Origin of the sequence: Tritonibacter litoralis, from assembly GCF_009496005.1 — a bacterium.
Lineage (GTDB): Bacteria > Pseudomonadota > Alphaproteobacteria > Rhodobacterales > Rhodobacteraceae > Epibacterium > Epibacterium litoralis.
Genome location: NZ_WIBF01000002.1, coordinates 260,676 through 280,880 on the forward strand (window position 1 = coordinate 260,676; position 20,205 = coordinate 280,880).

A 20,205-nucleotide genomic window follows, 5' to 3' on the forward strand; every position below is an offset into this window, starting at 1 on the left:
CGTTTGCCCCATAGTATCCGGACCGTATGGAGGCTTGTTCAATGCAGCGACGCGAAGACCAACCCGACTACCAATCCGCTCTGTTTATCTTTCTGGGCGTCAGCCTTATCTGGCTGTTCCTTATCGTCTGGGGCCTGTTTGGCATGGGCCCCGTTCTGGTTCTGGCCGTGGTGCTGAACCACCTGATCACCCGTCTTGGCGTTGTTCTGGAAGACTACTCGGTAACCGAAGACCGGTTTTGAGCTGCGGAACCTATCCACGACCACATCCTGCGTACCACCGGAACGCGGTATGTGGTGTTTGGAAGACTGTTGTGAACGCCCTTGCCCCGCGCGGCAGGAGCGCCCTTTCATAAAAGTATCAGCTAAGTGCGTGTGTCAGACCTTCTGCGCCAAGACCTGTGCGGCGGCCTCCACCGCCCCTGATCCATGCGCAATGTCACAGGCGGTCAGCGCCGCCTGAACACCACCCAACAGCCCCAGGATCATCTGACCGCTGACATGGCCCATATGGCCGAAACGGAAATGCGCATCCCATTCGGGGTGGCCCCACGGCGTGGCACGCAACCCGATCCCAAGGGTCAGCCCCAGATGTTCTTCGCACCATTTGCGCAGCCGTGTGCCGTCAGGCGCTTCCAAAGACAGCGCCGTCACCGCATGGGAGCGTTGCGCCGGGTCCTTGACCTCCAAAGTCATCGCGCCGCCCTGCCCCCAGGCCTCAACCGCGGCCCAGATGGCACGCGCCAACAGCGCATGGCGGTTCCAGACGTTTTCAATACCTTCCGCGTGGATCATATCCAGCGCCGCCCGCAGACCATAGAGCTGTTGCACGGGTGCTGTGCCGCAGAAATACTGATAGAACACATCCGGTTTGCTGCGCGCGCGCCAATCCCAATAGGGGCTGACACGTTCCAGTTCCGAACGTCGCGCCGCCGCTTTGTCGTTGAAGAACACAAATCCCAGTCCCGGCGGCATCATCAGCCCCTTCTGGCTGGCTGTGATCGAAACATCGACACCCCAGGCGTCCATTTCAAAGGTTTCGCATCCCATCGAGGCGATGCAGTCCACCATCAACAAAGCGGGATGCCCAACCTCATCCAACAAGGCCCGCAGCACAGGCACGTCATTGCGGATAGATCCCGAGGTATCCACATGCACCGCCAGAACCGCTTTGATCTCATGGGCTGTATCCGCCAAAAGCTCCGCACGCAGGCGCGCCAGATCCCAGGGCTGCGCCATGCCGCTGTCGACGACGCTGACCCCAAGCCCCAAGGCGCGCGCGGTATCCGCCCAGCCCGCGCCAAACCGCCCGTTTGACGCCACCAGCACCCGGTCGCCAGCTTGTGTCACATTCGAGAGGGACGCTTCCCACAGACCATGACCATTGCAGATATAGATCGCCGCGTGATGCGCCGTGCGCGCCACCCGTTTCAGATCATCCACAAGTCCTGGAACCATATCGACCAGCTCACCCTCATAGATGTTTGAGGACGGATGATGCATCGCGCGCAGAACCGCATCGGGCACCACCGAGGGACCGGGAATGGCAAGGTAGGGCCGTCCGGCGGCCAAAGAAGTGAAATCAGTCATGGATCATCTGCCTAGGTCAAGGGGCCCTTGGTGTCTCCGGTGCCAAGAGCCAAGCTTAATGGGCGAACACTAGCCCGCTGTTTCGTCTCGTCAATTGCCAAACGCCTGATCGATACAATCGATTTACAATACCGATCCTTGTGATTGTTTTCAAAGCGCGCGCTCTGGTGGCAAATCCCGGCAAAAGGTTGCACATGGCGGGTGAGCTGCTTAAATGGCGCAATTCTGAGGGGACGGCCCCTTTTACTGACGACCCATTGGCAAAAGGCAGTGCCCTATATGACAAGCGCCCCAAAATCTTCGCGGGAATTGATGGGCTGGCTGTGGCGCGGTTACCTGCGTCACTACATGGGCTGGCTCGGTGTTGCCTTTGTCTTCATGCTGATCGAAGGCTCCACGGTTGGTGGCCTCGCCTATATGATGCAGCCCATGTTCGACCATGTTTTTGTCGCCGGCAACGCCGATGCGCTGATCTGGGTGAGCCTTGCGTTTTTTGCCATCTTCACAATCCGAGGTATCACAAGCGTCTGCCAAAAAGTGGTATTGTCCCGGGTGTCACTGGTCTCAGGCGCACATCTGCGCAAAGACATGTTGGCGCGGATCATTCGCCAAGACCCGGCCTTCCACCAAGAGAACCCCCCCGGTTTTCTGATCCAGCGCGTCCAAGGGGATGTGGGAGCGATCAACCAAGTTTGGCAGGCGGTCATCACCGGCGCAGGTCGCGACGTCACCCAATTGATGGCCACTATGTATGTGGCCTTGATGGTCGATTGGCGCTGGACCGTTATCATGCTTATCGGACTGCCCATGCTGCTGGTGCCCCTGTCCTGGCTGCAACGTTATGTCCGCAAAAAAGCGGCGCGGGCTCGTGATTTGGGAGCATCCCTGTCAACCCGGCTGGACGAGATCTTTCACGGCATCGTCCCGATCAAGCTTAACAATCTGGAAGACTACCAAGAGGCGCGCTATGCGCACCACATGGACGATTACGTGCACCAAGAAGTCAAAGCCAATTTCGGCACATCTTCGATGACCTGCATGATTGACATGATGGCCGGTTTGGGCGTGATGGGGGTTGTGCTTTATGGTGGGCAGCAGATCATTGGCGGCGAAAAATCCGTTGGTGAGTTCATGAGTTTCTTTACCGCGATTGGCCTGACCTTTGACCCGATGCGACGTCTGGCCTCTGTCAGCGGGATCTGGCAATCCGCCGCAGCGGCAATGGAGCGGCTCAAAGAACTGATGGATGAACCGATCGCCGTGACATCCCCCCCAAATCCGGTGCCTGCCCCCCAAGGTTTGCCCGAAGTGCGTTTGGAAAATGTAACATTGAACTATGGTTCGGCGCCCGTGTTGCGTGGCCTCTCGTTGGTGGCGGAAGCGGGAAAGACGACCGCGCTGGTTGGGGCATCAGGAGCCGGGAAATCAACGATCTTTAATGTTGTGACCCGCCTGATCGATCCGCAGGAAGGCTCGGCCAACGTCGGCGGCGTCAACGTGGATCAGATGAGCCTCGACGATCTGCGCGGGTTGTACTCGGTTGTGACCCAAGAAGCATTGCTGTTCGACGAAACCCTGCGGGAGAATATTCTGTTGGGCCGCACGGATGTTAGTGACGAACGGTTGCAAGAGGTTTTGGATGCAGCACATGTGTCGGACTTTTTGCCCAAGCTAAACAATGGTCTAGACACGTTGGTGGGTCCACGTGGCTCTGCCCTGTCAGGTGGTCAACGTCAGCGCGTGGTGATTGCGCGCGCCCTGCTGAGGGATACGCCGGTTTTGTTGCTGGACGAGGCGACCTCGGCCCTGGATGCGCAATCAGAAAAGGTTGTGCAATCTGCCTTGGACAAACTGGCAGGCGGGCGGACCACAATTGTGATCGCGCACCGTTTGTCGACCATTCAGAACGCGGACAAAATTGTGGTGATGGAACGTGGGGAAATCGCGGATCAGGGCACCCATGAAGAGCTGCTGGAACGCGGCGGCATCTATGCGGATCTTTATCGTCTGCAGTTCAAAGACGGCAAAGCACTGGTCGACCCTGAAGGTGTCGCAGCCCAGCTGCCGCAAGAAGCAGAGCCAGAAGCCGTTGATCGCAGCTGGCTGCGCCGCCTCGCGCGCCGGTTCTGGCGGTCAGATTAACGACGATAGGCAGCGGCCAGCTTTTCTGGATCGGTGCCCATCGCATAGCGCATCAAGGTCCACAAATTGCGGCTGCCACGACGGATCCAACCGTCCCGCTCGTACCGCTCAGCACTGGTGATCGCATAGGCCGGAAGGGTCCGCATGTCCGGCAGGCGGCGGGCCATTTCCACATCTTCCATCAGGGGCTGATCGGGAAAGCCGCCTTTGGCCCGATAAAGCGCGGTGGGCACCAGCAGCCCCTGGTCGCCATACGGCAGGCCCAGGACCGCAGATCGGAGATTGGCCCAGCAGGCAACCAACCCTGGCCAGACCCCGCGCGAGGCAAAGGCCAGTTTGAAATGCGCAGGCCGCCCTGCGTGCTGTTTTAAGTGCTCCGCAACCACCTTGCTCCAGCCCTGTTCCAGCACCGTGTCTGCATGAAGGATCAGGATCCAATCCCCTTTGACCGTGGCGCAGCCCCTGCGCAGCTGGCCACCACGGGACGCAGGCCCTTTCACAATCTCAGCCCCAGCTTCGTCCGCGATCTTCAACGTCAGATCGGTCGAGCCACCATCCGAGATCACCAGTTCCCGGATCAAACCGGCAGAGAGCCCCTCCATCAGCATCTCAAGGCTTGCCTGCATATGCGGCGCGGCATTCAGCGTGGGGATCACAACACTGATTGGGGCTGTCATCGGTTTAATCCTGTTTTTTTCTTGCGCCTTTCCTATATCACACTCAACAAGAAAAGCACGTCCTCCTATGGTGGCCTAACCCTTAGTAAAAGAGACCAAAATGAGCGTTCGCACCCTTCTTCGCCTCTCAGGCTCGGACACCAGGTCCTTTTTGCAGAACCTGGTGACCAATAATGTAGACGGAATTGACCAAGGTTTGGTGTACACGGCGCTGTTGACACCGCAGGGCAAATATCTGGCGGATTTCTTCCTGTTGGCGGATGGGGCGGATGTTTTGCTGGATGTGGACAGCACCCTGGCCGCAGGCCTGGCCCAGCGGTTGACCATGTATCGGCTGCGGGCGGATGTTGAGATTTCTGAAACCGACATGCTCGTGCGTCGCGGCACCGGGGACGCGCCACAAGGGGCGTTGCAAGACCCGCGTCATCCGGCGATGGGCTGGCGGTTGTATGGCGCGGAAAGCGGCGATGACGGCAGCGATTGGGACGCTATCCGTGTGACCCATTGCATTCCGGAAACGGGCATCGAGCTGACCCCTGACAGTTACATTCTGGAAGCGGGCTTTGAAACCTTGTCCGGTGTGGATTTCCGCAAGGGCTGTTACGTGGGCCAAGAGGTCACCGCGCGGATGAAGCATAAAACAACCCTTAAAAAAGGTCTGCAGGTGGTCGACATCGACGGAAGTGCTCCCGTCGGGACTGAGATCACTGCAGACGGCAAGCCGGTTGGCACCCTGTTCACCCAGTCAGGTGGCAAAGCGATTGCCTATCTGCGTTTTGACCGAGCGGCTGGCGACATGCAGGCGGCTGATGCCACCCTGCGCTGGCAAACTGCGTCCTAACCCCTTGTTCATTCGCGACCGGTAAGGCTTGGTTCTGTTGTACCCTGTGTCGATTGGATGAGCCTATGATTTCGAAGTTCCCTCAATTCCTTGTTGCGGGGCTTTTGGGCTCTGCCCTGTGTCCCGGTCTGTGGACCACTGCAGCCAGCGCGGAAGACCGCTACTGGAGCTATGGAGATTGGAACGTCCATGTGGAAGGCGTCGACACCGGTGAAGACTGGCGCGTGACATGCACGGCCTGGACCGGCGGAGATGGTGATCCCAGCCTTCGGTTGTCGATTTCAAATGGTGATGCAGGTCCCCCTTCGGACTACCCTCAGGTGACTTTGCAGGAAAGCGCGCCGCGCGGGTATGACACCCAAATGCAAAACGGCCAGGCGGTCACGCTGATTGTGGATCAGAGCATTGATTACTATGCGCTGGTGGACGGGTATTTTGATGAAGACGGTTTTTTAAGAGCTGACGCCACAGTACGCTGGCAGGACGCGCCATATGTCCTGATCGGGATGAAGTCGGGCAGCCAGATGGACGTGCGCCTGCTGTCGCCTGTTCAGGCCAGCACACGGATCTATCTGGCCTCCCTGAAAGGGTTCACGGCCGCCTATGGCAAGATGATGGACAGTTGTGGTCATTCGATTGTGGTCACGGAACCGGCGCTGGATTGAGTTGGGCTGAAATAACCGTTTTTCAATCACGCAAGCGAGCCCCTCTCTGCATGTCCTGTTTACAGGCCCCAACTGTTTCATTGGATGACGCCGTTTTGAGGCGTCGCGATAATTCTCACATTGTCTGCGTGGATATGGCTGGTAAGGTTTAACTAACCAAATTAGTTACTCGGGCCTAATAATGTTTTTCAAATCCCACATCGCCTTAAAAGCCCTCACCGCATTTGCTGTCTGTTGCTTCGCATCTGCAGCCGCCGCTCATACTGGTGATGGGATCAACTCCGGCTTTGCCTCTGGTTTCTGGCACCCGATCCTGGGTTGGGACCATGTTGTGGCCATGGTCGCAGTAGGCCTTTGGGGGGCTTTTTTAGGCCAGCCTGCAATTTGGGTGTTGCCCGTTGTCTTCCCGATGGTCATGGCCTTTGGCGGCGCGCTGGGAATACTTGGGGTGCCCTTGCCCGCGGTCGAAACCGGCATCGCACTGTCGGGCGTTATCTTGGGCCTATTGGTTGCAACGGCCGCGCGCGCACCTTTGTGGGTCGCTTCAGTGATTGTTGGGTTCTTTGCCATTTTCCACGGCCACGCCCATGGCACCGAGTTGCCGGATGTCTTTAACGCCTATGGCTACGCCGTGGGGTTTGTGATTGGGACCGGTCTGTTGCATATGGCCGGGATTGGTCTGGGCTTTTTGACGAGGTCCAAACCGGGCCTGGCCTTTGTGCGTGGTATGGGCGGCGCAATTGCGCTGATCGGGGCTGCCTTTCTGTTTGGTTTCGCCTAAAGCTTGGCGAGGAACAGACCCATGTTGAAACGCCTGTTTTTCTTGACGCTTGGTGGCCTTCTCAGTGCTCCGCAGGCCCATGCACACAGTTATGACGAAGGTCTGTTGGCGCAGATCGAAACAGGTGGAATGGTTGTGTTCACCGCGCCCGAGACGCTTTTGCCGCTGTTGGCCCTAGGTGTCTTGCTCAGCCTGTGGCAACCCTGCGGTATGACCCAAGGCTGGCCGATGTTTTTGGCGGGGCAAGCGGCAGGCATTCCGGCCGCTGTACTTCTGGGCGATGCTTCTGTCACCGTTTTGCTGGCAACAGGCTTGACTGTCGCGGTTTTGGCAGCGCTGTTGCCACGTCATCATACTGCTGTCGCGTTGCTTGCCACCTTTGCCCTTGGAGGGTTGGCAGTGGCGGTAGCGCTTGACGGGCATGGGATATGGGAACTGCCGCCCGCCTTCCTGCTGGGTGTGGTTGTGGCAATTAACCTGACGACAGCAGGTGCGGCGGTGATTGCCGGTGTCGCGCTTTCCCTCAGTACGGCGTTCTGGATGCGTGTTGTGTGGCGCGTTGCAGCCTCGTGGCTGGCCGCGACAATGACTCTGATCCTCGCCTTCACAGTAACGCCAGGTTAACCCCGAAGGGCGCATATCAATGCTTTATGGTGTTGGTCTGCGTGGGCTGGGTCTGGCCAAGCCTCATCCGCAAAAGAGGCTGCAGCCAACGGCGGAACACCGGCAACCGCCGCTCAAACACTTCTGCAAAGAGGAAACAGGCGATCCCCGTGGCCCCCAGCAGGACCACATCCTCTGCCAGCGTGTGACTGGCCAGACCGATGCCCGCCAGCACCTGAAGCACCGGGTAATGCAGCAGATAGAGCGAGAAGCTTCCAGCCGCCAACCAGCGCAGCGATCTGGCGGCACGCCCTCTCCCCTGCCCGGACAGTAAATTCGCCATGCCCCACAGATGCGCTCCCACCAAGACAGCCAGAGCCAAGTTCCAAATGAATTCGTCTGAAAACCGCAAGGAGGGCTGATACGCAGCAATTGGCGCGCGCAGAAGCTGCGGCAGATCATAGGCCAGCGCGCCCACATAAAAAAGCACCGGCACAATCGCCAGATAAAGCGCTGCGCGTTTCGAAGGTTTGACGCCAAATACGACCATCCGGTGGAGCCCGACGCCAACCAACCACGCAGGCATCAACAACAGGATATTCAGCCCCACACACCACGCCCCCAGCGCAATAAGCGCGATGCGGCGCGGACCTTGGGTGTAAACAGCGATGCCAAACAGCGCGTAATACGCGGCCTCATAGCTGAGCGACCAATAAGGTCCATTGGTGCCCAGCCGTGTGGCAATCCCGCCCCATTCGTTAGAGAACGTCAAACCACGCAGCAGAAGTTCCCACAGCGGCAGCGGGTTATACATCCACCCGTCATAGATCTGCGGCGCAATTGCAGCGCCGATGCAATCCAGACCAAAGCCCAGCAGCAGCGCTGGGAAAGCGACCGAGATCAGGCGGGTCAGACGGTCAAACGCATATTGACACGCCCCACCTGGTTTTGCCGCCACCACATGGCTGATCACCAGCCCGGACAGCACAAAAAAGAGGACCACCGCGTCGCTGCCCAAATTCAGCTCGCGCACCCACAGCCAGCGTCCATCGCTGAAACGGGGATAGGCGAAATGAGACAACAGGACCAAGACAGCCGCCAGGAACCGCAACCCATCAAGATAGAGAGAAAAGCCCCTGCTCATTGCGTTATTCTGCAGGTGGCTTTGCGGGGCTGGGAGTTCTGTTCATGGCCTTTGGAGTGGCCGCAGACGCTCCGCTGTGACGTGTCAGCGCCTTTTTGATCTGCACTGCACTGTCACGGATTGGCACGTACAAAGCGGCTGTCAGACTATCATGGCGCTGGCGCAGGCGGTTGCCTGCTTTGTCGCCCAGTCCAAATTCAATCCGCTCTTGGGCTTGTGGCACGTAAAGGGTGCCAAACATCCAGTCCCAGATCGCCAGAACTTCGCCGTAGTTCTTGTTGTAGTGGCGCGGGTCAATCGAATGGTGGATCTGGTGCTGCGCTGGGGAGATGATGAAATGCTCAATCACGCGCCCAAAGCTGAGCCACACATGGCTGTGGCGCAGGTTGGACCCTGCGATATTGAATAGCACATAACAAGCGTTCACCCCGGCGATCGCAGCAAAGCTCGGCTCTTGCAGGAAGACGCACAACATAATCCCCTGCAAGACGCCCACAAGAATGCCGCGCACAAAGGAGGAAATCAGATCATAAATCGGGTGTTTTCGATATACGGTGACCGGCGTCATCACCTCGGCCGAGTGATGTAGCGAATGAAAGGGCCAGATAATCCGGTTTTCGTGGTGGATCCGGTGCACCCAATAGGTGGAGAAATCACTGACCAGCAACAAAAGCGCGGCGATCCAAACCGGATGCAAGGGGGCTGCCGACGCACTGCCGCCAAAAACCGAAACGATTGCTTTGGACACAACCGCGCTGAAGAACACAAGGCTGAACAGACCAAGCGTCGAGAAGATCTTGCCCAGCACAAAGATTTTCACATCGACCAGATGCGATGCGTGAAAATAGATCGCCTTTGGGAACAGCCACTGCAGGAACGATGTGGATATGTTCTGACGCCGATAAAGGGCAAAACAGATCCCCAATGTGATCAGCAGATAGACAGGCCATAACCGGCTGCTAGGCCCGGCGGCTTTTGACAGAAACTCAGAAAAGATGATCGAAAACATGTCCATGAGGACGTGGATAAACAGTTAATCAGGCGACAATATGGCCACCCCGTGCCCACGATTTGGCTGACTGGGCACATTGCCGATGGCGGCAGCGGACGGCAAAAAAGCCGAGGCATCCCTGCCCCGGCTTTCTGAAATCAACAAACCTGTGGGACTTAGAAGAAGCCCAGTTTGTTCGGGTTGTAGCTGACCAGCATGTTTTTGGTCTGCTGGTAGTGGTCCAGCATCATTTTGTGGTTCTCGCGACCGATGCCGGACTGCTTGTAGCCACCAAAGGCTGCGTGGGCCGGGTATGCGTGGTAGTTGTTAACCCAGACGCGGCCTGCTTCGATGCCACGGCCAAAGCGGTAGCAGCGGTTTGCGTCACGCGACCAAACTCCAGCGCCAAGGCCATAGAGCGTGTCGTTGGCGATCTCCAGCGCTTCCTCATCGGTTTTGAAGGTACAGACCGACACGACCGGGCCAAAGATCTCTTCCTGGAAGACGCGCATCTTGTTGTGGCCCTTCAGGATAGTCGGCTGGATGTAGAAGCCGTTTTCGATGTCACCGTCAAAACGTGCGGCGGCGCCACCGGCCAGAACCTCGGCCCCTTCTTCGACGCCGATCTGCAGATAGGACAGGATCTTGTCCTGCTGTTCCTGGCTGGCCTGTGCGCCGACCATGGTTTCCATCAGACGCGGGTCACCCTGCTTGATCGCTTTCACGCGTGCAATGGCACGGGTGATGAACTCTTCATAGATGTCTTCGTGGATCAGCGCACGGCTTGGGCAGGTGCAGACTTCACCCTGGTTGAAGGCAAAGAGAACAAAGCCTTCGATCGCCTTGTCGAGGAATTCATCATCCTGGTCCATGATGTCCTTGAAGAAGACGTTCGGAGATTTACCGCCCAGCTCCAAAGTCACCGGAATGAGGTTTTCCGTTGCAGCTTTCATGATGATCTTGCCGGTCTGGGTCGAACCGGTAAAGGCGATTTTAGCAATCCGGTCGGACGTAGCCAGTGCCGCACCCACTTCGGCACCATAGCCGTTGACGATGTTCAGAACACCGTCAGGCAGCAAATCTCCGATCAGCTCCATCATCACCATGATGGCGGCCGGTGTCTGTTCTGCCGGTTTCAAGACAATACAGTTGCCCGCGGCCAGCGCCGGCGCCAGTTTCCAGGCCGCCATTAGGATGGAGAAGTTCCAAGGGATGATTTGACCCACAACGCCTAGAGGCTCGTGGAAGTGATAGGCGACCGTATCGTTGTCGATTTCCGACATCGTGCCTTCTTGGCCGCGCAGAACGCCTGCGAAGTAACGGAAATGGTCAATTGCCAGAGGGATGTCGGCCAAGGTTGTTTCGCGGATCGGCTTGCCGTTGTCCCACGTCTCGGCCTTGGCGAGAATGTCCAGGTTCTCTTCCATACGGTCTGCGATTTTCAGCAGCGTGTCGGAGCGAACGGCTGGTGCTGTGGTGCCCCAGGCTTTTTTGGCAGCGTGCGCTGCGTCCAGCGCCAGTGCGACGTCTTTCTCATCCGAACGGGCGATCTGGCCAACCACGCCACCAGTGATCGGGGTGATGTTGTCAAAATAACGACCTGAAACCGGGGCGACGAACTTACCACCGATGTAATTGTCATAACGCTCTTTAAACGGCGAATCGAATTCGCCGGCGACTTGTGTCATCTCGTTCATGATGTTGTCCTCCATGTGTGCGGCCCCTCCGCCGCATCTGTGACAGAGACGTTGCCATCATGAATTCGATAAGTCTTGTTAGACCAAAGCAGTATTTTGTTGGTTTGTCCCAGGACTGAGACACTTCGGCGGATACTTCGTATGTGAACTGTGGGATTTAAGCGTCCCGTTCACCAATGCCGAGACGTTTCATGCGGCGGTAGATCGTCGCACGCCCGATTCCCAAAGCCTGCGCAGCGCGGGACACATTTCCATCGGCGCGGGACAAGGCGCGAATAACGGCGGCGCGTTCCCCACGTTCAAATCCGGTTGGCTCACTCTCGTCCCGCCCCAGCAAGTCGGTTGCCGGACGGCGTTCGATGGGCCCGGAAGGAGCAAGCCCAAAGGCACGTCGCGCGCCACGTGTCGCGCCGACCACGATGTCATCGCTGTCCACGGCCAGCAGTTTGACCAAAGGCCCGTCTTCTGCATCTGCCAGAATAAACCTCGCCCTTGGGAAAGCCGCCCGAAACGCGTCGGCCTCGATCTGGCGGGCAGTTTGCAAAACAGAGGCCGCAATCAATTTGTTAAATCCTTCGGTCTGATCCGCGCGGGCCGATGAAACATCCAACGCCCCGATCACCTGACCGTCCGCGCCAAAGATCGGCGCGTCGATGCAGCTCATGCCGGCATTGCGGGCAAAGAAATGTTCGTCACGGTGAATGATCAGATGGCGTTCTTCAGCGAGGCAGGTGCCGATGCCATTTGTCCCTTCGGCGCCTTCGCTCCAATCGGCCCCTTCCCATAGGCCCCATTCACGAAACGCGCTTTCATCACCATCGCCGCAGCGTTGGTCCAGAACCAAGCCTTTGGCATCCGTGAGAAAAACGCTGCATCCAGATAGCCCCACAAGTCGAAAGAGCTGATCCAGCTGCGGGGTGGCAATATCCAAGAACCGATCCGAGGCCTCGCGCCGTTCACGTAACGCCGAGGTATCCATCCGTTCTCCGCGCGTCAGCTGAGCTGGGTCCAAGCCATGTTTGACAATAGATCGTCGCCATGAGGCCACGACACGGGATTTTGCCGCACCCACCGGCGATTCAGCGGCTTCCAGCACGCGTTCCACATGTCCGACTTGTGGCGGCAATCCCATTCCGTCTCCTCCGCACCCGTGAAGGGATGCGTTCTAATCTACAGGAAAACCGGCCAGAAAATAAAGATGTTCCATAAAAAAGCACAGAGCGGACGGATTGCGTAAATTTTGCGCAACTCCATGAAGGCGGCTGAAAAGGCGCAAAAAAGCCCTGCAAACTGGGTTTGCAGGGCCCGTCTAAGAACCTGGTCGCAAGGAAATATTTTTGTGGCATTACGCGCGTTCGGAGTAGTCCATCGTCTCAGTGTTAACGATGATCATCTCATCCTGACCAATAAAAGGCGGCACCATGACTTTGACGCCATTGTCCAGAATTGCAGGTTTGAAGGAATTTGCAGCTGTCTGACCTTTGACGACAGGCTCTGTTTCAACAATTTTGCAAGTGACTTTCTGCGGCAAAGTCGCATTCAGCGCTTCGTCATCGTAGAACTCAACGACAATGGTCATACCGTCCTGCAGGAATGGGCGACGCTCGCCCAGAAGGTCTGCAGGCAGTTCAATCTGCTCGTAAGTTTCGGCATCCATGAAAACCAACATCCCATCGCTTTCGTACAGGAATTGTTGATCTTTTTGCTCCAAACGTACGCGCTCAACCTTGTCAGCGGAGCGGAAACGTTCATTGAGTTTTGACCCATTTCGCAAGTTACGAAGTTCCACCTGGGCGAAGGCTCCGCCCTTACCTGGTTTCACATGGTCGACTTTGACTGCGGCCCAAAGACCGTCGTTATGTTCCAGCACATTGCCGGGGCGAATTTCATTGCCATTGATCTTGGGCATGGGAAATGCCTTTCGGGTGGTTGTTGAACATTTAAAAGCCCCTATATCGACCATCAGAACGGCTGGCAAGAAAACGATAACGCCCCAGCAGCTGGTAAAGTGACCCTCGGAATAGCTATGCGAAGAATGCATGCGAGATATGCAAAATTTGACTACCCGAATCGTCACAAAATCGCCATAAGAGGCGTCACGCCGAAAAAACAGAAATTGCAATAGCAAGAACAAAAAAGGAAGCGAGATGCGAGATTTCGTGGACGGCACTGCTTATAATAATGAGCAAGGCAACCGAGCCCGCAAACTGTTTGCTGCCGTTGTGTTGGCAGCATTGGACGACGCAATTGCGGACGACAAAAAATATGGCAACGGCCCCGAGCAGATTGCCCGTTGGGCACGGTCGCGCGATGGCCGTGAAGTGCTGAGCTGTGCGGGTATCGACCCGAACGAGCGCGTTGTCGAAGGCCTGATGGAATTTGTGGGAAATGGGGTTCGCACCTCTGTGGCTTTGTCACGTGAAGAAAGCGAGCGTCGTAACGCACAGGCCGAGGCTGCCTAAGCTTTCAATTGAAAAGCTGCCGAAAAAGAAAAACGCGTCCGGTGGGGGCGCGTTTTTCTTTTTGTGGCTGCAGCTGCGGTCAGCCAGCAAAGATCAGATACATGACACTGGAGGTCCCAAGCTCCATCAGCGCGAGCAATGTGAACCCCGCCCGTGCAACCCAGCCCCTGCCCCGCCACAGGACCGCAAAACAGACCAGGCTGGCCGCCAGGGCCACAGGTTCGACCAGATGCGCATGGTGGCGCCGGTCCCAATAGCTGATGGGCGAATGGAACACCCAATCCGAAAAGGGCCAGAAGTTTGGCCGCCCGTCACCTGCATGCATCGTGAAATCCAGCCCGATATGTAAAAGGGCTGCGGCACATAAGGCGATCGCCCAGCCGCGTTTGGCCCAGATTGCCACCCCAAGCGCGAGCCCCCACAAAGGGATGGAATTGTCGATTGCAAAAACCTGTTGCCAGGATGGGGAAAAATAAAGCTCATCAAAGACAACATTGACCGACAGCCCTTGGACATAGATGGCCCAGGCCGTCATCAGATAGAGCGACAGATCGGGCAGTAGGCTGCCAAGCACCGCCGCCCCCAGGATGACATTGTCGCCCTTGCGCCCAAAGAGTGCGGCACCCGTCAACAGATGTGCAGGAGTATTCATATCATTCTCAATCAGTTTTAAGGTCGCCAGACGGAATCACCCGCAGGCAAACAAGATTGGGAACACTACGTGGCACGCGCGATAATGATTCAAGGCACCGGCAGCAATGTTGGCAAATCTTTGATCGTGGCCGGGCTGGCACGCGCCTTTACACGGCGGGGGCTGAAGGTGGCTCCGTTCAAACCCCAGAACATGTCCAACAACGCCGCTGTGACGCCCGAGGGGGGCGAAATTGGTCGGGCGCAGGCTTTGCAGGCGCGGGCTGCGGGGCGCGATCCTCACACGGATATGAACCCGATCCTTCTGAAGCCCGAAACGGACACAGGCGCGCAGGTAATTGTACACGGCCAGCGGCGCGGCACTCGGGCAGCCGGATCTTTCATGCGGGACAAAACAGGCCTGCTGGAGGCGGCACTGGAGAGTTTTCACCGCTTGGCAGCCGACTCAGATCTGGTGCTGATAGAGGGCGCAGGCTCGCCCGCAGAGACCAATCTGCGCAAAGGCGACATTGCCAATATGGGGTTCGCGCAGGCCGCGGACGTGCCGGTGGTCTTGATGGGGGACATTCACCGGGGGGGCGTGATCGCACAGATTGTGGGCACGCAGGCGGTTTTGGACACCGAAGACCAAGAGAAGATCGTCGGCTTTGCCGTCAACCGATTTCGCGGTGACCTCAGCCTGTTTGACGCTGGCCGCGATGACATCGCCGCCCGCACCGGCTGGCCGTCCCTTGGTGTGATCCCGTGGTTCTGGGACGCGTGGAAGTTTCCCGCCGAAGACAGTATGGACATAGCCTCCCGCTCAGGCGGCAAGTTTAAGATTGTGGTGCCCCAGCTTGAGCGGATGGCCAATTTCGACGATCTGGACCCGCTGGTGGCGGAACCGGACGTCAGTGTGGAGATGGTGCCAACGGGCAAAGCGCTTCCGGGGGACGCGGATCTGGTGCTGCTGCCGGGGAGCAAGTCCACCTTAGGCGATCTCGCGTTTCTGCGGGCGCAGGGATGGGATATCGACATCTTGGCCCATCATCGGCGCGGTGGCCACGTGCTGGGCCTGTGCGGGGGCTACCAGATGCTCGGGCACAGCATTGAAGACCCCGATGGCGTGGACGGGCGGCCAGGGCAGGCCGCGGGGCTTGGGCTCTTGGACGTGGAGACCGTGATGGCCGGCGACAAGAGGGTCACACTGACAAAGGCTTCGACATTGGATGGGAACCTGCCGGTTTCAGGGTATGAAATCCATATGGGCCGCACCACGGGGGCCGATTGTGATCGCGCCTGGCTTAGGATTGCCGACCGCCCAGAAGGCGCACAATCCTCAAATGGGCGGGTGCGCGGGACCTACCTGCATGGGCTGTTTGCCTCGGACCGGTTTCGGGCGCATTTTCTAGAAGAACTGGGTGGATGCGGCACCGTGCAGTATGATGCGGAGGTTGAAACGGCGCTCGACGATCTGGCGGATCATCTGGAGCGTTATATGGACTTGGATCAGATCTATGCCCTGTCACAGACGGTAAAGTCGAACCCAAAGCAGAGTTAGCGTCGAATGCCACATGGACCAAAAGCTCCCGCGTCCTTAGCCACCATCGGCTTTTGCCGATGCCGCCTGCGGCCTTGGGCGTGGTTCTCCTGAAAAGGAGAACGGAGCTGGGCGGGAGATCCTGCTGAACGGATGCGCGGATTTGGTGTTTTGAAAAAAAGCGATACCACAACTGCATTCACCGCCATCGGAGGTGAAACGCCTTCGTCAAAGTCTGTAAGTGACAGTGCGACCGGCGTTTACATCACAAGAGATTGTGCGAGGCCAAGGCCCGGTGGATCTCGCGACGGACCAGCTTACGGACATTGCGGGTGATTTTTTCCCCCAGCGCGCCTTGCAGCTCTTGGCGGACAATGTCCAAAACCATGTCCCGCAGCGCGTCTTCATCCAGAAGCGTGGTTTCATCATCCGTCATTTCAAAGAAAGCAGCCTCAGAGACACTGTCTTCAATGTCCTGCGCAACCGTTTCGACCACTGTTTCGGTCAAGGGCTCCGCCAAATCCTCTGTCGATGCAGCTCCCTCAGAGCGTTCAATCGCCGAATGCGCGCTGCCTTCGCTCTGATCTTTGGCTCCAGAGACTGGTTGCCCCTCTGCCCAGGCCTTTTGCTCTTTCGACTGTGAGCTGGCGCCAAAAGGACCGGCTTGGCTGGCATCCGGTTCCCAGAGGGTCTGCGCGGGATCTTGGCCAGTTGCGGCTTCCATCTCGGCAATCTTACGTACAACCGCAGCGGCCCGGTGGCGTGCAGATGCGTTGTGGAGTTGCGTCACATCTGCTGATGACACAGGCTGTGCGTCTGCCGCATCCACCTGGTCTTCGCCTGCACCAGCAGCTGCGTCATGATCCTCTGCCGCGCGAAACAAAGTCCCATCGGGATTTTTCCACGCCGGGTCGTCCGCAGCCACAGGGTCCACGTCTTGCGCGGTTTCAGAAGCCTCAGCCTCCTGTCCCGCAGCATTCTCAGCTTGGGCACTATCGACCTCAGTCTCCTTTACCTCAGGGTCCTTGACACCATTGGGATGACGCATATGGAACACATCCGAGGTTGCGGCACGCGCAACTGTGTGCTCATGATCAAGAAAGGCCACAGCTTTGTCTTGCCCCGCAGGATCACCAATTTGCCCTGCTTCAGCCACCCCGCCGATATCTGGAGCCTTGACCAAATCATCGTTCGGAAAATGCCCGTCATCAGCTTTCGGAGCATTGGCATTAGGGGATGCGGGAACACGCAGAGCCGGCGTCAGCACCAGCCGTGGACGCGACGTTTCAGGTCGCGTGGGTCTGTCCGGGCGCGCGGATCTGTTTTCTTCGCTAACTAAGCGACGAATAGAAGAAAGTACGTCTTCGACGCCTGCGTGCTCTAGGGGACCTGACATGTTTTCCTTACTACACTACTCTGGCCTCTTTTCGAGACTGTAGCCTGCGTCGGGGCATCCGACAACTCTGGAATGCCCCGACATTTGATCGGAATTTATTGCTTGCCCAGTGCCTTCAGAACACGGTCCAGATCCTTGCCCCGTTTGGTGGCTGGGATTGGCGCGCCTTTGACCAGATTGTAATAGAGCGTGGGGTCATAGATCTCGACCGCAAGGCCCAGATGCTCGGCCGTCAACAGGCCTTGGGTTTGCAGCAAATCATAAGCAGCCAGGGACAGGTTCGCGCGTGCCTGCACTCGGTCAACCTGTGCATCCAACAGTTCTTGCTCCGCTTCCAGAACATCCAATGTGGTACGCGCACCCAGCGTGGCTTCTTCGCGGACCCCATCAAAGGCGACGCGCGCAGAACGCACCTGCTGCTCAGAGGACGTCAAGCTGGCGCGGGTGGCATTCAGGCTTGCAAAGGCAGAGGACACGCCCTGTTCGATTTGGCGTTGAACCGTGATCAGAACACCTTTTTCTGCATCCAGACGCGCACGGTCCGCCCGCAGCGCCGATTGACGACCGCCGCCTGCGTAAATTGTCTGGCCTAGTTCCAGAGACACCCCGCGGGTGTCTGTATCGGTGCGTTGGTTAAAGGTCTGCGTGTGGCCCAAGTCGCCGCGCAAGGTGATCGACGGGCCAAGCGCGGAGCGCGTGCTTTCCACCCGAAGCTCTGCGGATTTCACCGCATGCTGTTGTGACAACAACGAGGGGTGGTTGCGGCGGGCCAGATTTTGCGCATCGGCTTCCGAGCGGGTTGCGCTTGGCAAGGGCGGTTGGCCTTGGGTGGCGCCCGGCTCACGGCCAACCACTTGTTTATAAACAGCCTGTGCAGACGCCAGATCACCGCGTGCCTGGGTCAGTTCTGCTTGCGCACCGGCAACACGGCTTTCCGCAAGCGCCACATCCGTCCGGGTCACCTCTCCCACTTCAAATCGATCCTGCGCAGCGCGCAGTTCTTCGCGCAGCAAACGCAAGTTGTTGCTGCGCAGACGCACGTTTTCCTCTTGGAACAAGACGCTGACGTACGCGGTTACCGCGCTGAACAACACCTGCTGTTCCACGTCCAGAAGGCTTTGACGCGTGGCCAAAACGGCTTCTTGTGCGGCGCGTTTGGTGAACGCGCGCTGGCCGCCGTCCCAAAGAACCCAGGACAAGTTAATGGTCGCCGCGAATGTGTTATTGTCACCATCCTGCAACCCACCAAGTGCGGTAGGCGAACGTGTATACCGATGGGACGCGGTCAGGGCCCAGTTGACGATCGGGCGCATGGACGCAACAGCTGACGCCACGTCCTCATCCGCCACACGCAGCAATGCACGGTTCTGTTCCAGCAGACCACTGGTCTTGTAGGCCCCGATCAGAGCGTCAGACAAGTTATCTGCCCGCAAATCATTCGGTGCGACAAGCACAGCCAACATACTGCCAGCCAAGGCCAAAGCGCGCACGGACCGTTTAGAGCCGCTTGTTCGGGTTCGTTTTGCAAAAATGGTCGTCAGCATTTCTCTGTCACCTATCTGCCGCCCTGTCCCTTTTTTCAGGGATTTGACGTGAATTCCAACATGACCTTTCGGCCTCACCTTCTGGCCAGACCGATCCATCAATCACAATAATCGTCCAGAGCCACAAAAGCCCGAAACGACCGCCCTCACAAACACATTCGTTTTAGAGCGCGAATTCTTTGGCAGCTTCGAAACCGGGCAGAACCGGCGCGGTGGCATTAAAAGCAAAGCGCCAGGAAATTGCGCCATTTGCTTTGTAGCCGATTTTCACTTCCCCCAAGGCCCCAGTCATCATGAGTGCAGCAATGCGCCCACCCTCTTTTAACTGTGACATAATTTCTTCTGGCAATGTTTCCACTGCTTCTTGCACCATGATCACGTCATAGGGGCCATGCTCTGCCGCACCCTGGGCCAAGGGGCCCTGGTGTACGATGGCATTATCCGCCCCAACATCTGACAACAGCGATGCAGCTTCGCTGCCCATGGTTTCATCTTCTTCAACACCAATGACCATTTGCGCCATACGCGCAATCACCGCGGTGGAATAACCAAGCCCACAACCCAGATCGAGCACCAGCTCATCATTGCTGATATCCAGCGCATCCAGCGTTTTGCCCAGAGTGCGCGCCTCGACCAAAACACGACCATTGCCCAACGGCACGTTCTGATCCGCATAGGCCCCTTCGGCCTGCGCATCCGGCACAAACGCCTCACGCGGGACCGCCAGCATCGCCTCGATGATCGGATATTTGGTGACATCCGACGGGCGAACCTGAGTATCAACCATCATGCGACGGCGTTCAGCGAAATCGGTCATGAGAACAGCTCGTTTATCCTTAGCGTTTCCTCACTTGTGCCACAGCAGACTCGGTTGGGCAACAAGTCAGCATCTATTTGCCGGGCATCTGTGGCCGCAGCAACTCATTTTCGTTTTACAAATTTGGTTAAGATAACAATACGCTGCCCTTCGACCCGACCTTCGATGTGTTCGGGATTGTCCGCAACCAGAGAGATATTGCGCACAGCCGTGCCGCGTTTGGCTGTAAAACCGGCCCCTTTGACCGGCAGATCCTTGATCAGAACAACCGTATCCCCCGCCGCCAAAGGCGCGCCATTGCTGTCCTTATGCGCCGATGCGGCAGGTGCGGCATCGACCCAGGCCTGCGTTTCTTCGTCCAGCCACAGCTGTTCTGCCAGATCGCGGGCCCAGTCCTCCCCTTCCAGCCGTTTCAACAGGCGCGCCGACTGCACCTGAACGGCCGGTGTCTCACTCCACATGGCCGTGGCCAAACAGCGCCAGTGGTTCGGATCCAGCTCGCCTGCGATCTGATCGCGGCAGGTGGCACAAATCTGAATACTGGCCTCAGCCGGTCCACCCGTCACATCAAAAGCAGCAAGCGGCGCATCCGCAGAACAAAGTTGGCAAGTCACAATTGAAACGGGCTCCGATGAAGTCAATCCTGCAGCCCGTGTAGATCAGCGCTGTTCCCGTGAAAACCCGGC

Annotated in this window: 20 protein-coding genes; 8 read left to right on the forward strand and 12 right to left on the reverse strand. The window is 57.7% G+C overall.

All coding sequences use genetic code 11. The annotated features are described in order from the left end of the window. Window positions 1–41: 41 nt before the first annotated feature. Entirely contained in the window at window positions 42–242 is a 201-nt protein-coding gene (locus tag GFB49_RS05460; protein WP_153214812.1) for a histidinol phosphate aminotransferase, read from the forward strand. A 135-nt stretch (window positions 243–377) separates the two neighbouring features. Here GFB49_RS05460 and GFB49_RS05465 read toward each other — a convergent pair whose 3' ends face one another. Beyond that, window positions 378–1,589 carry a pyridoxal-phosphate-dependent aminotransferase family protein gene (locus GFB49_RS05465; protein WP_153214814.1) on the reverse strand — a complete coding sequence of 404 codons (1,212 nt, stop codon included), beginning with the start codon at window positions 1,587–1,589 and terminating at the stop codon, window positions 378–380. 279 nt (window positions 1,590–1,868) lie between these two features. Here GFB49_RS05465 and GFB49_RS05470 point away from each other — a divergent pair, with 279 nt between their 5' ends. Further along, window positions 1,869–3,731: an ABC transporter ATP-binding protein gene (locus tag GFB49_RS05470; protein WP_153214816.1), complete on the forward strand. Its 1,863-nt coding sequence runs from the start codon at window positions 1,869–1,871 to the stop codon at window positions 3,729–3,731. On the opposite strand, the gene GFB49_RS05475 is transcribed toward GFB49_RS05470, so the two are convergent. Beyond that, a complete protein-coding gene (locus GFB49_RS05475; RefSeq protein WP_153214817.1) occupies window positions 3,728–4,408 on the reverse strand; it encodes a TIGR04283 family arsenosugar biosynthesis glycosyltransferase in 681 nt (226 codons plus the stop codon). The two genes, GFB49_RS05470 and GFB49_RS05475, sit on opposite strands and share 4 nt — an antisense overlap. A gap of 100 nt (window positions 4,409–4,508) precedes the next feature. Here GFB49_RS05475 and ygfZ point away from each other — a divergent pair, with 100 nt between their 5' ends. From ygfZ to GFB49_RS05495, 4 genes are all read left to right on the forward strand, one after another. Then, on the forward strand, window positions 4,509–5,249 hold the full coding sequence (gene ygfZ / locus GFB49_RS05480) for a CAF17-like 4Fe-4S cluster assembly/insertion protein YgfZ (protein ID WP_153214819.1): 741 nt from the start codon (window positions 4,509–4,511) through the stop codon (window positions 5,247–5,249). 65 nt (window positions 5,250–5,314) lie between these two features. Next, the gene (locus tag GFB49_RS05485; protein ID WP_246149624.1) at window positions 5,315–5,914 is read left to right on the forward strand and encodes a hypothetical protein; all 600 of its coding nucleotides are present in this window, start codon (window positions 5,315–5,317) and stop codon (window positions 5,912–5,914) included. Between the two features lie 181 nt (window positions 5,915–6,095). Further along, the gene (locus GFB49_RS05490) at window positions 6,096–6,695 is read left to right on the forward strand and encodes a HupE/UreJ family protein (RefSeq protein WP_153214821.1); all 600 of its coding nucleotides are present in this window, start codon (window positions 6,096–6,098) and stop codon (window positions 6,693–6,695) included. 21 nt (window positions 6,696–6,716) lie between these two features. Continuing rightward, the gene (locus tag GFB49_RS05495) at window positions 6,717–7,319 is read left to right on the forward strand and encodes a hypothetical protein (protein ID WP_153214822.1); all 603 of its coding nucleotides are present in this window, start codon (window positions 6,717–6,719) and stop codon (window positions 7,317–7,319) included. A 16-nt stretch (window positions 7,320–7,335) separates the two neighbouring features. On the opposite strand, the gene GFB49_RS05500 is transcribed toward GFB49_RS05495, so the two are convergent. The 5 genes from GFB49_RS05500 to efp form a co-directional block, all read right to left on the reverse strand. Further along, entirely contained in the window at window positions 7,336–8,442 is a 1,107-nt protein-coding gene (locus GFB49_RS05500; RefSeq protein ID WP_153214823.1) for an acyltransferase family protein, read from the reverse strand. A 4-nt stretch (window positions 8,443–8,446) separates the two neighbouring features. Continuing rightward, a complete protein-coding gene (locus tag GFB49_RS05505; RefSeq protein ID WP_153214824.1) occupies window positions 8,447–9,457 on the reverse strand; it encodes a sterol desaturase family protein in 1,011 nt (336 codons plus the stop codon). A 152-nt stretch (window positions 9,458–9,609) separates the two neighbouring features. Next, window positions 9,610–11,130, reverse strand: a complete 1,521-nt coding sequence (gene adh / locus GFB49_RS05510) for an aldehyde dehydrogenase (protein WP_153214991.1) — start codon at window positions 11,128–11,130, stop codon at window positions 9,610–9,612. A 157-nt stretch (window positions 11,131–11,287) separates the two neighbouring features. Then, a complete protein-coding gene (locus GFB49_RS05515) occupies window positions 11,288–12,262 on the reverse strand; it encodes a helix-turn-helix domain-containing protein (RefSeq protein ID WP_153214825.1) in 975 nt (324 codons plus the stop codon). A gap of 213 nt (window positions 12,263–12,475) precedes the next feature. Then, window positions 12,476–13,039: an elongation factor P gene (gene efp, locus GFB49_RS05520; RefSeq protein ID WP_153214826.1), complete on the reverse strand. Its 564-nt coding sequence runs from the start codon at window positions 13,037–13,039 to the stop codon at window positions 12,476–12,478. A gap of 238 nt (window positions 13,040–13,277) precedes the next feature. Between efp and GFB49_RS05525 the strand changes: the two genes are divergently transcribed. Beyond that, window positions 13,278–13,592, forward strand: a complete 315-nt coding sequence (locus GFB49_RS05525) for a DUF6280 family protein (protein WP_153214827.1) — start codon at window positions 13,278–13,280, stop codon at window positions 13,590–13,592. A 79-nt stretch (window positions 13,593–13,671) separates the two neighbouring features. On the opposite strand, the gene GFB49_RS05530 is transcribed toward GFB49_RS05525, so the two are convergent. Then, window positions 13,672–14,244 carry a cobalamin biosynthesis protein CobQ gene (locus GFB49_RS05530; protein WP_153214829.1) on the reverse strand — a complete coding sequence of 191 codons (573 nt, stop codon included), beginning with the start codon at window positions 14,242–14,244 and terminating at the stop codon, window positions 13,672–13,674. An 84-nt stretch (window positions 14,245–14,328) separates the two neighbouring features. On the opposite strand from GFB49_RS05530, the gene GFB49_RS05535 reads away from it, so the two are divergent. Continuing rightward, a complete protein-coding gene (locus GFB49_RS05535) occupies window positions 14,329–15,783 on the forward strand; it encodes a cobyric acid synthase (protein WP_153214831.1) in 1,455 nt (484 codons plus the stop codon). Window positions 15,784–16,027: 244 nt separating this feature from the next. On the opposite strand, the gene GFB49_RS05540 is transcribed toward GFB49_RS05535, so the two are convergent. The 4 genes from GFB49_RS05540 to GFB49_RS05555 form a co-directional block, all read right to left on the reverse strand. Continuing rightward, complete coding sequence (locus tag GFB49_RS05540) at window positions 16,028–16,870, reverse strand: prolipoprotein diacylglyceryl transferase (RefSeq protein ID WP_194269279.1); 843 nt, start codon at window positions 16,868–16,870, stop codon at window positions 16,028–16,030. 383 nt (window positions 16,871–17,253) lie between these two features. Continuing rightward, window positions 17,254–18,702, reverse strand: a complete 1,449-nt coding sequence (locus tag GFB49_RS05545; protein WP_153214835.1) for a TolC family outer membrane protein — start codon at window positions 18,700–18,702, stop codon at window positions 17,254–17,256. 163 nt (window positions 18,703–18,865) lie between these two features. Then, the gene (locus GFB49_RS05550) at window positions 18,866–19,519 is read right to left on the reverse strand and encodes a protein-L-isoaspartate O-methyltransferase family protein (RefSeq protein WP_153214837.1); all 654 of its coding nucleotides are present in this window, start codon (window positions 19,517–19,519) and stop codon (window positions 18,866–18,868) included. 104 nt (window positions 19,520–19,623) lie between these two features. Beyond that, the gene (locus GFB49_RS05555) at window positions 19,624–20,133 is read right to left on the reverse strand and encodes a PhnA domain-containing protein (RefSeq protein WP_343032480.1); all 510 of its coding nucleotides are present in this window, start codon (window positions 20,131–20,133) and stop codon (window positions 19,624–19,626) included. Between the last annotated feature and the right edge of the window lie 72 nt (window positions 20,134–20,205).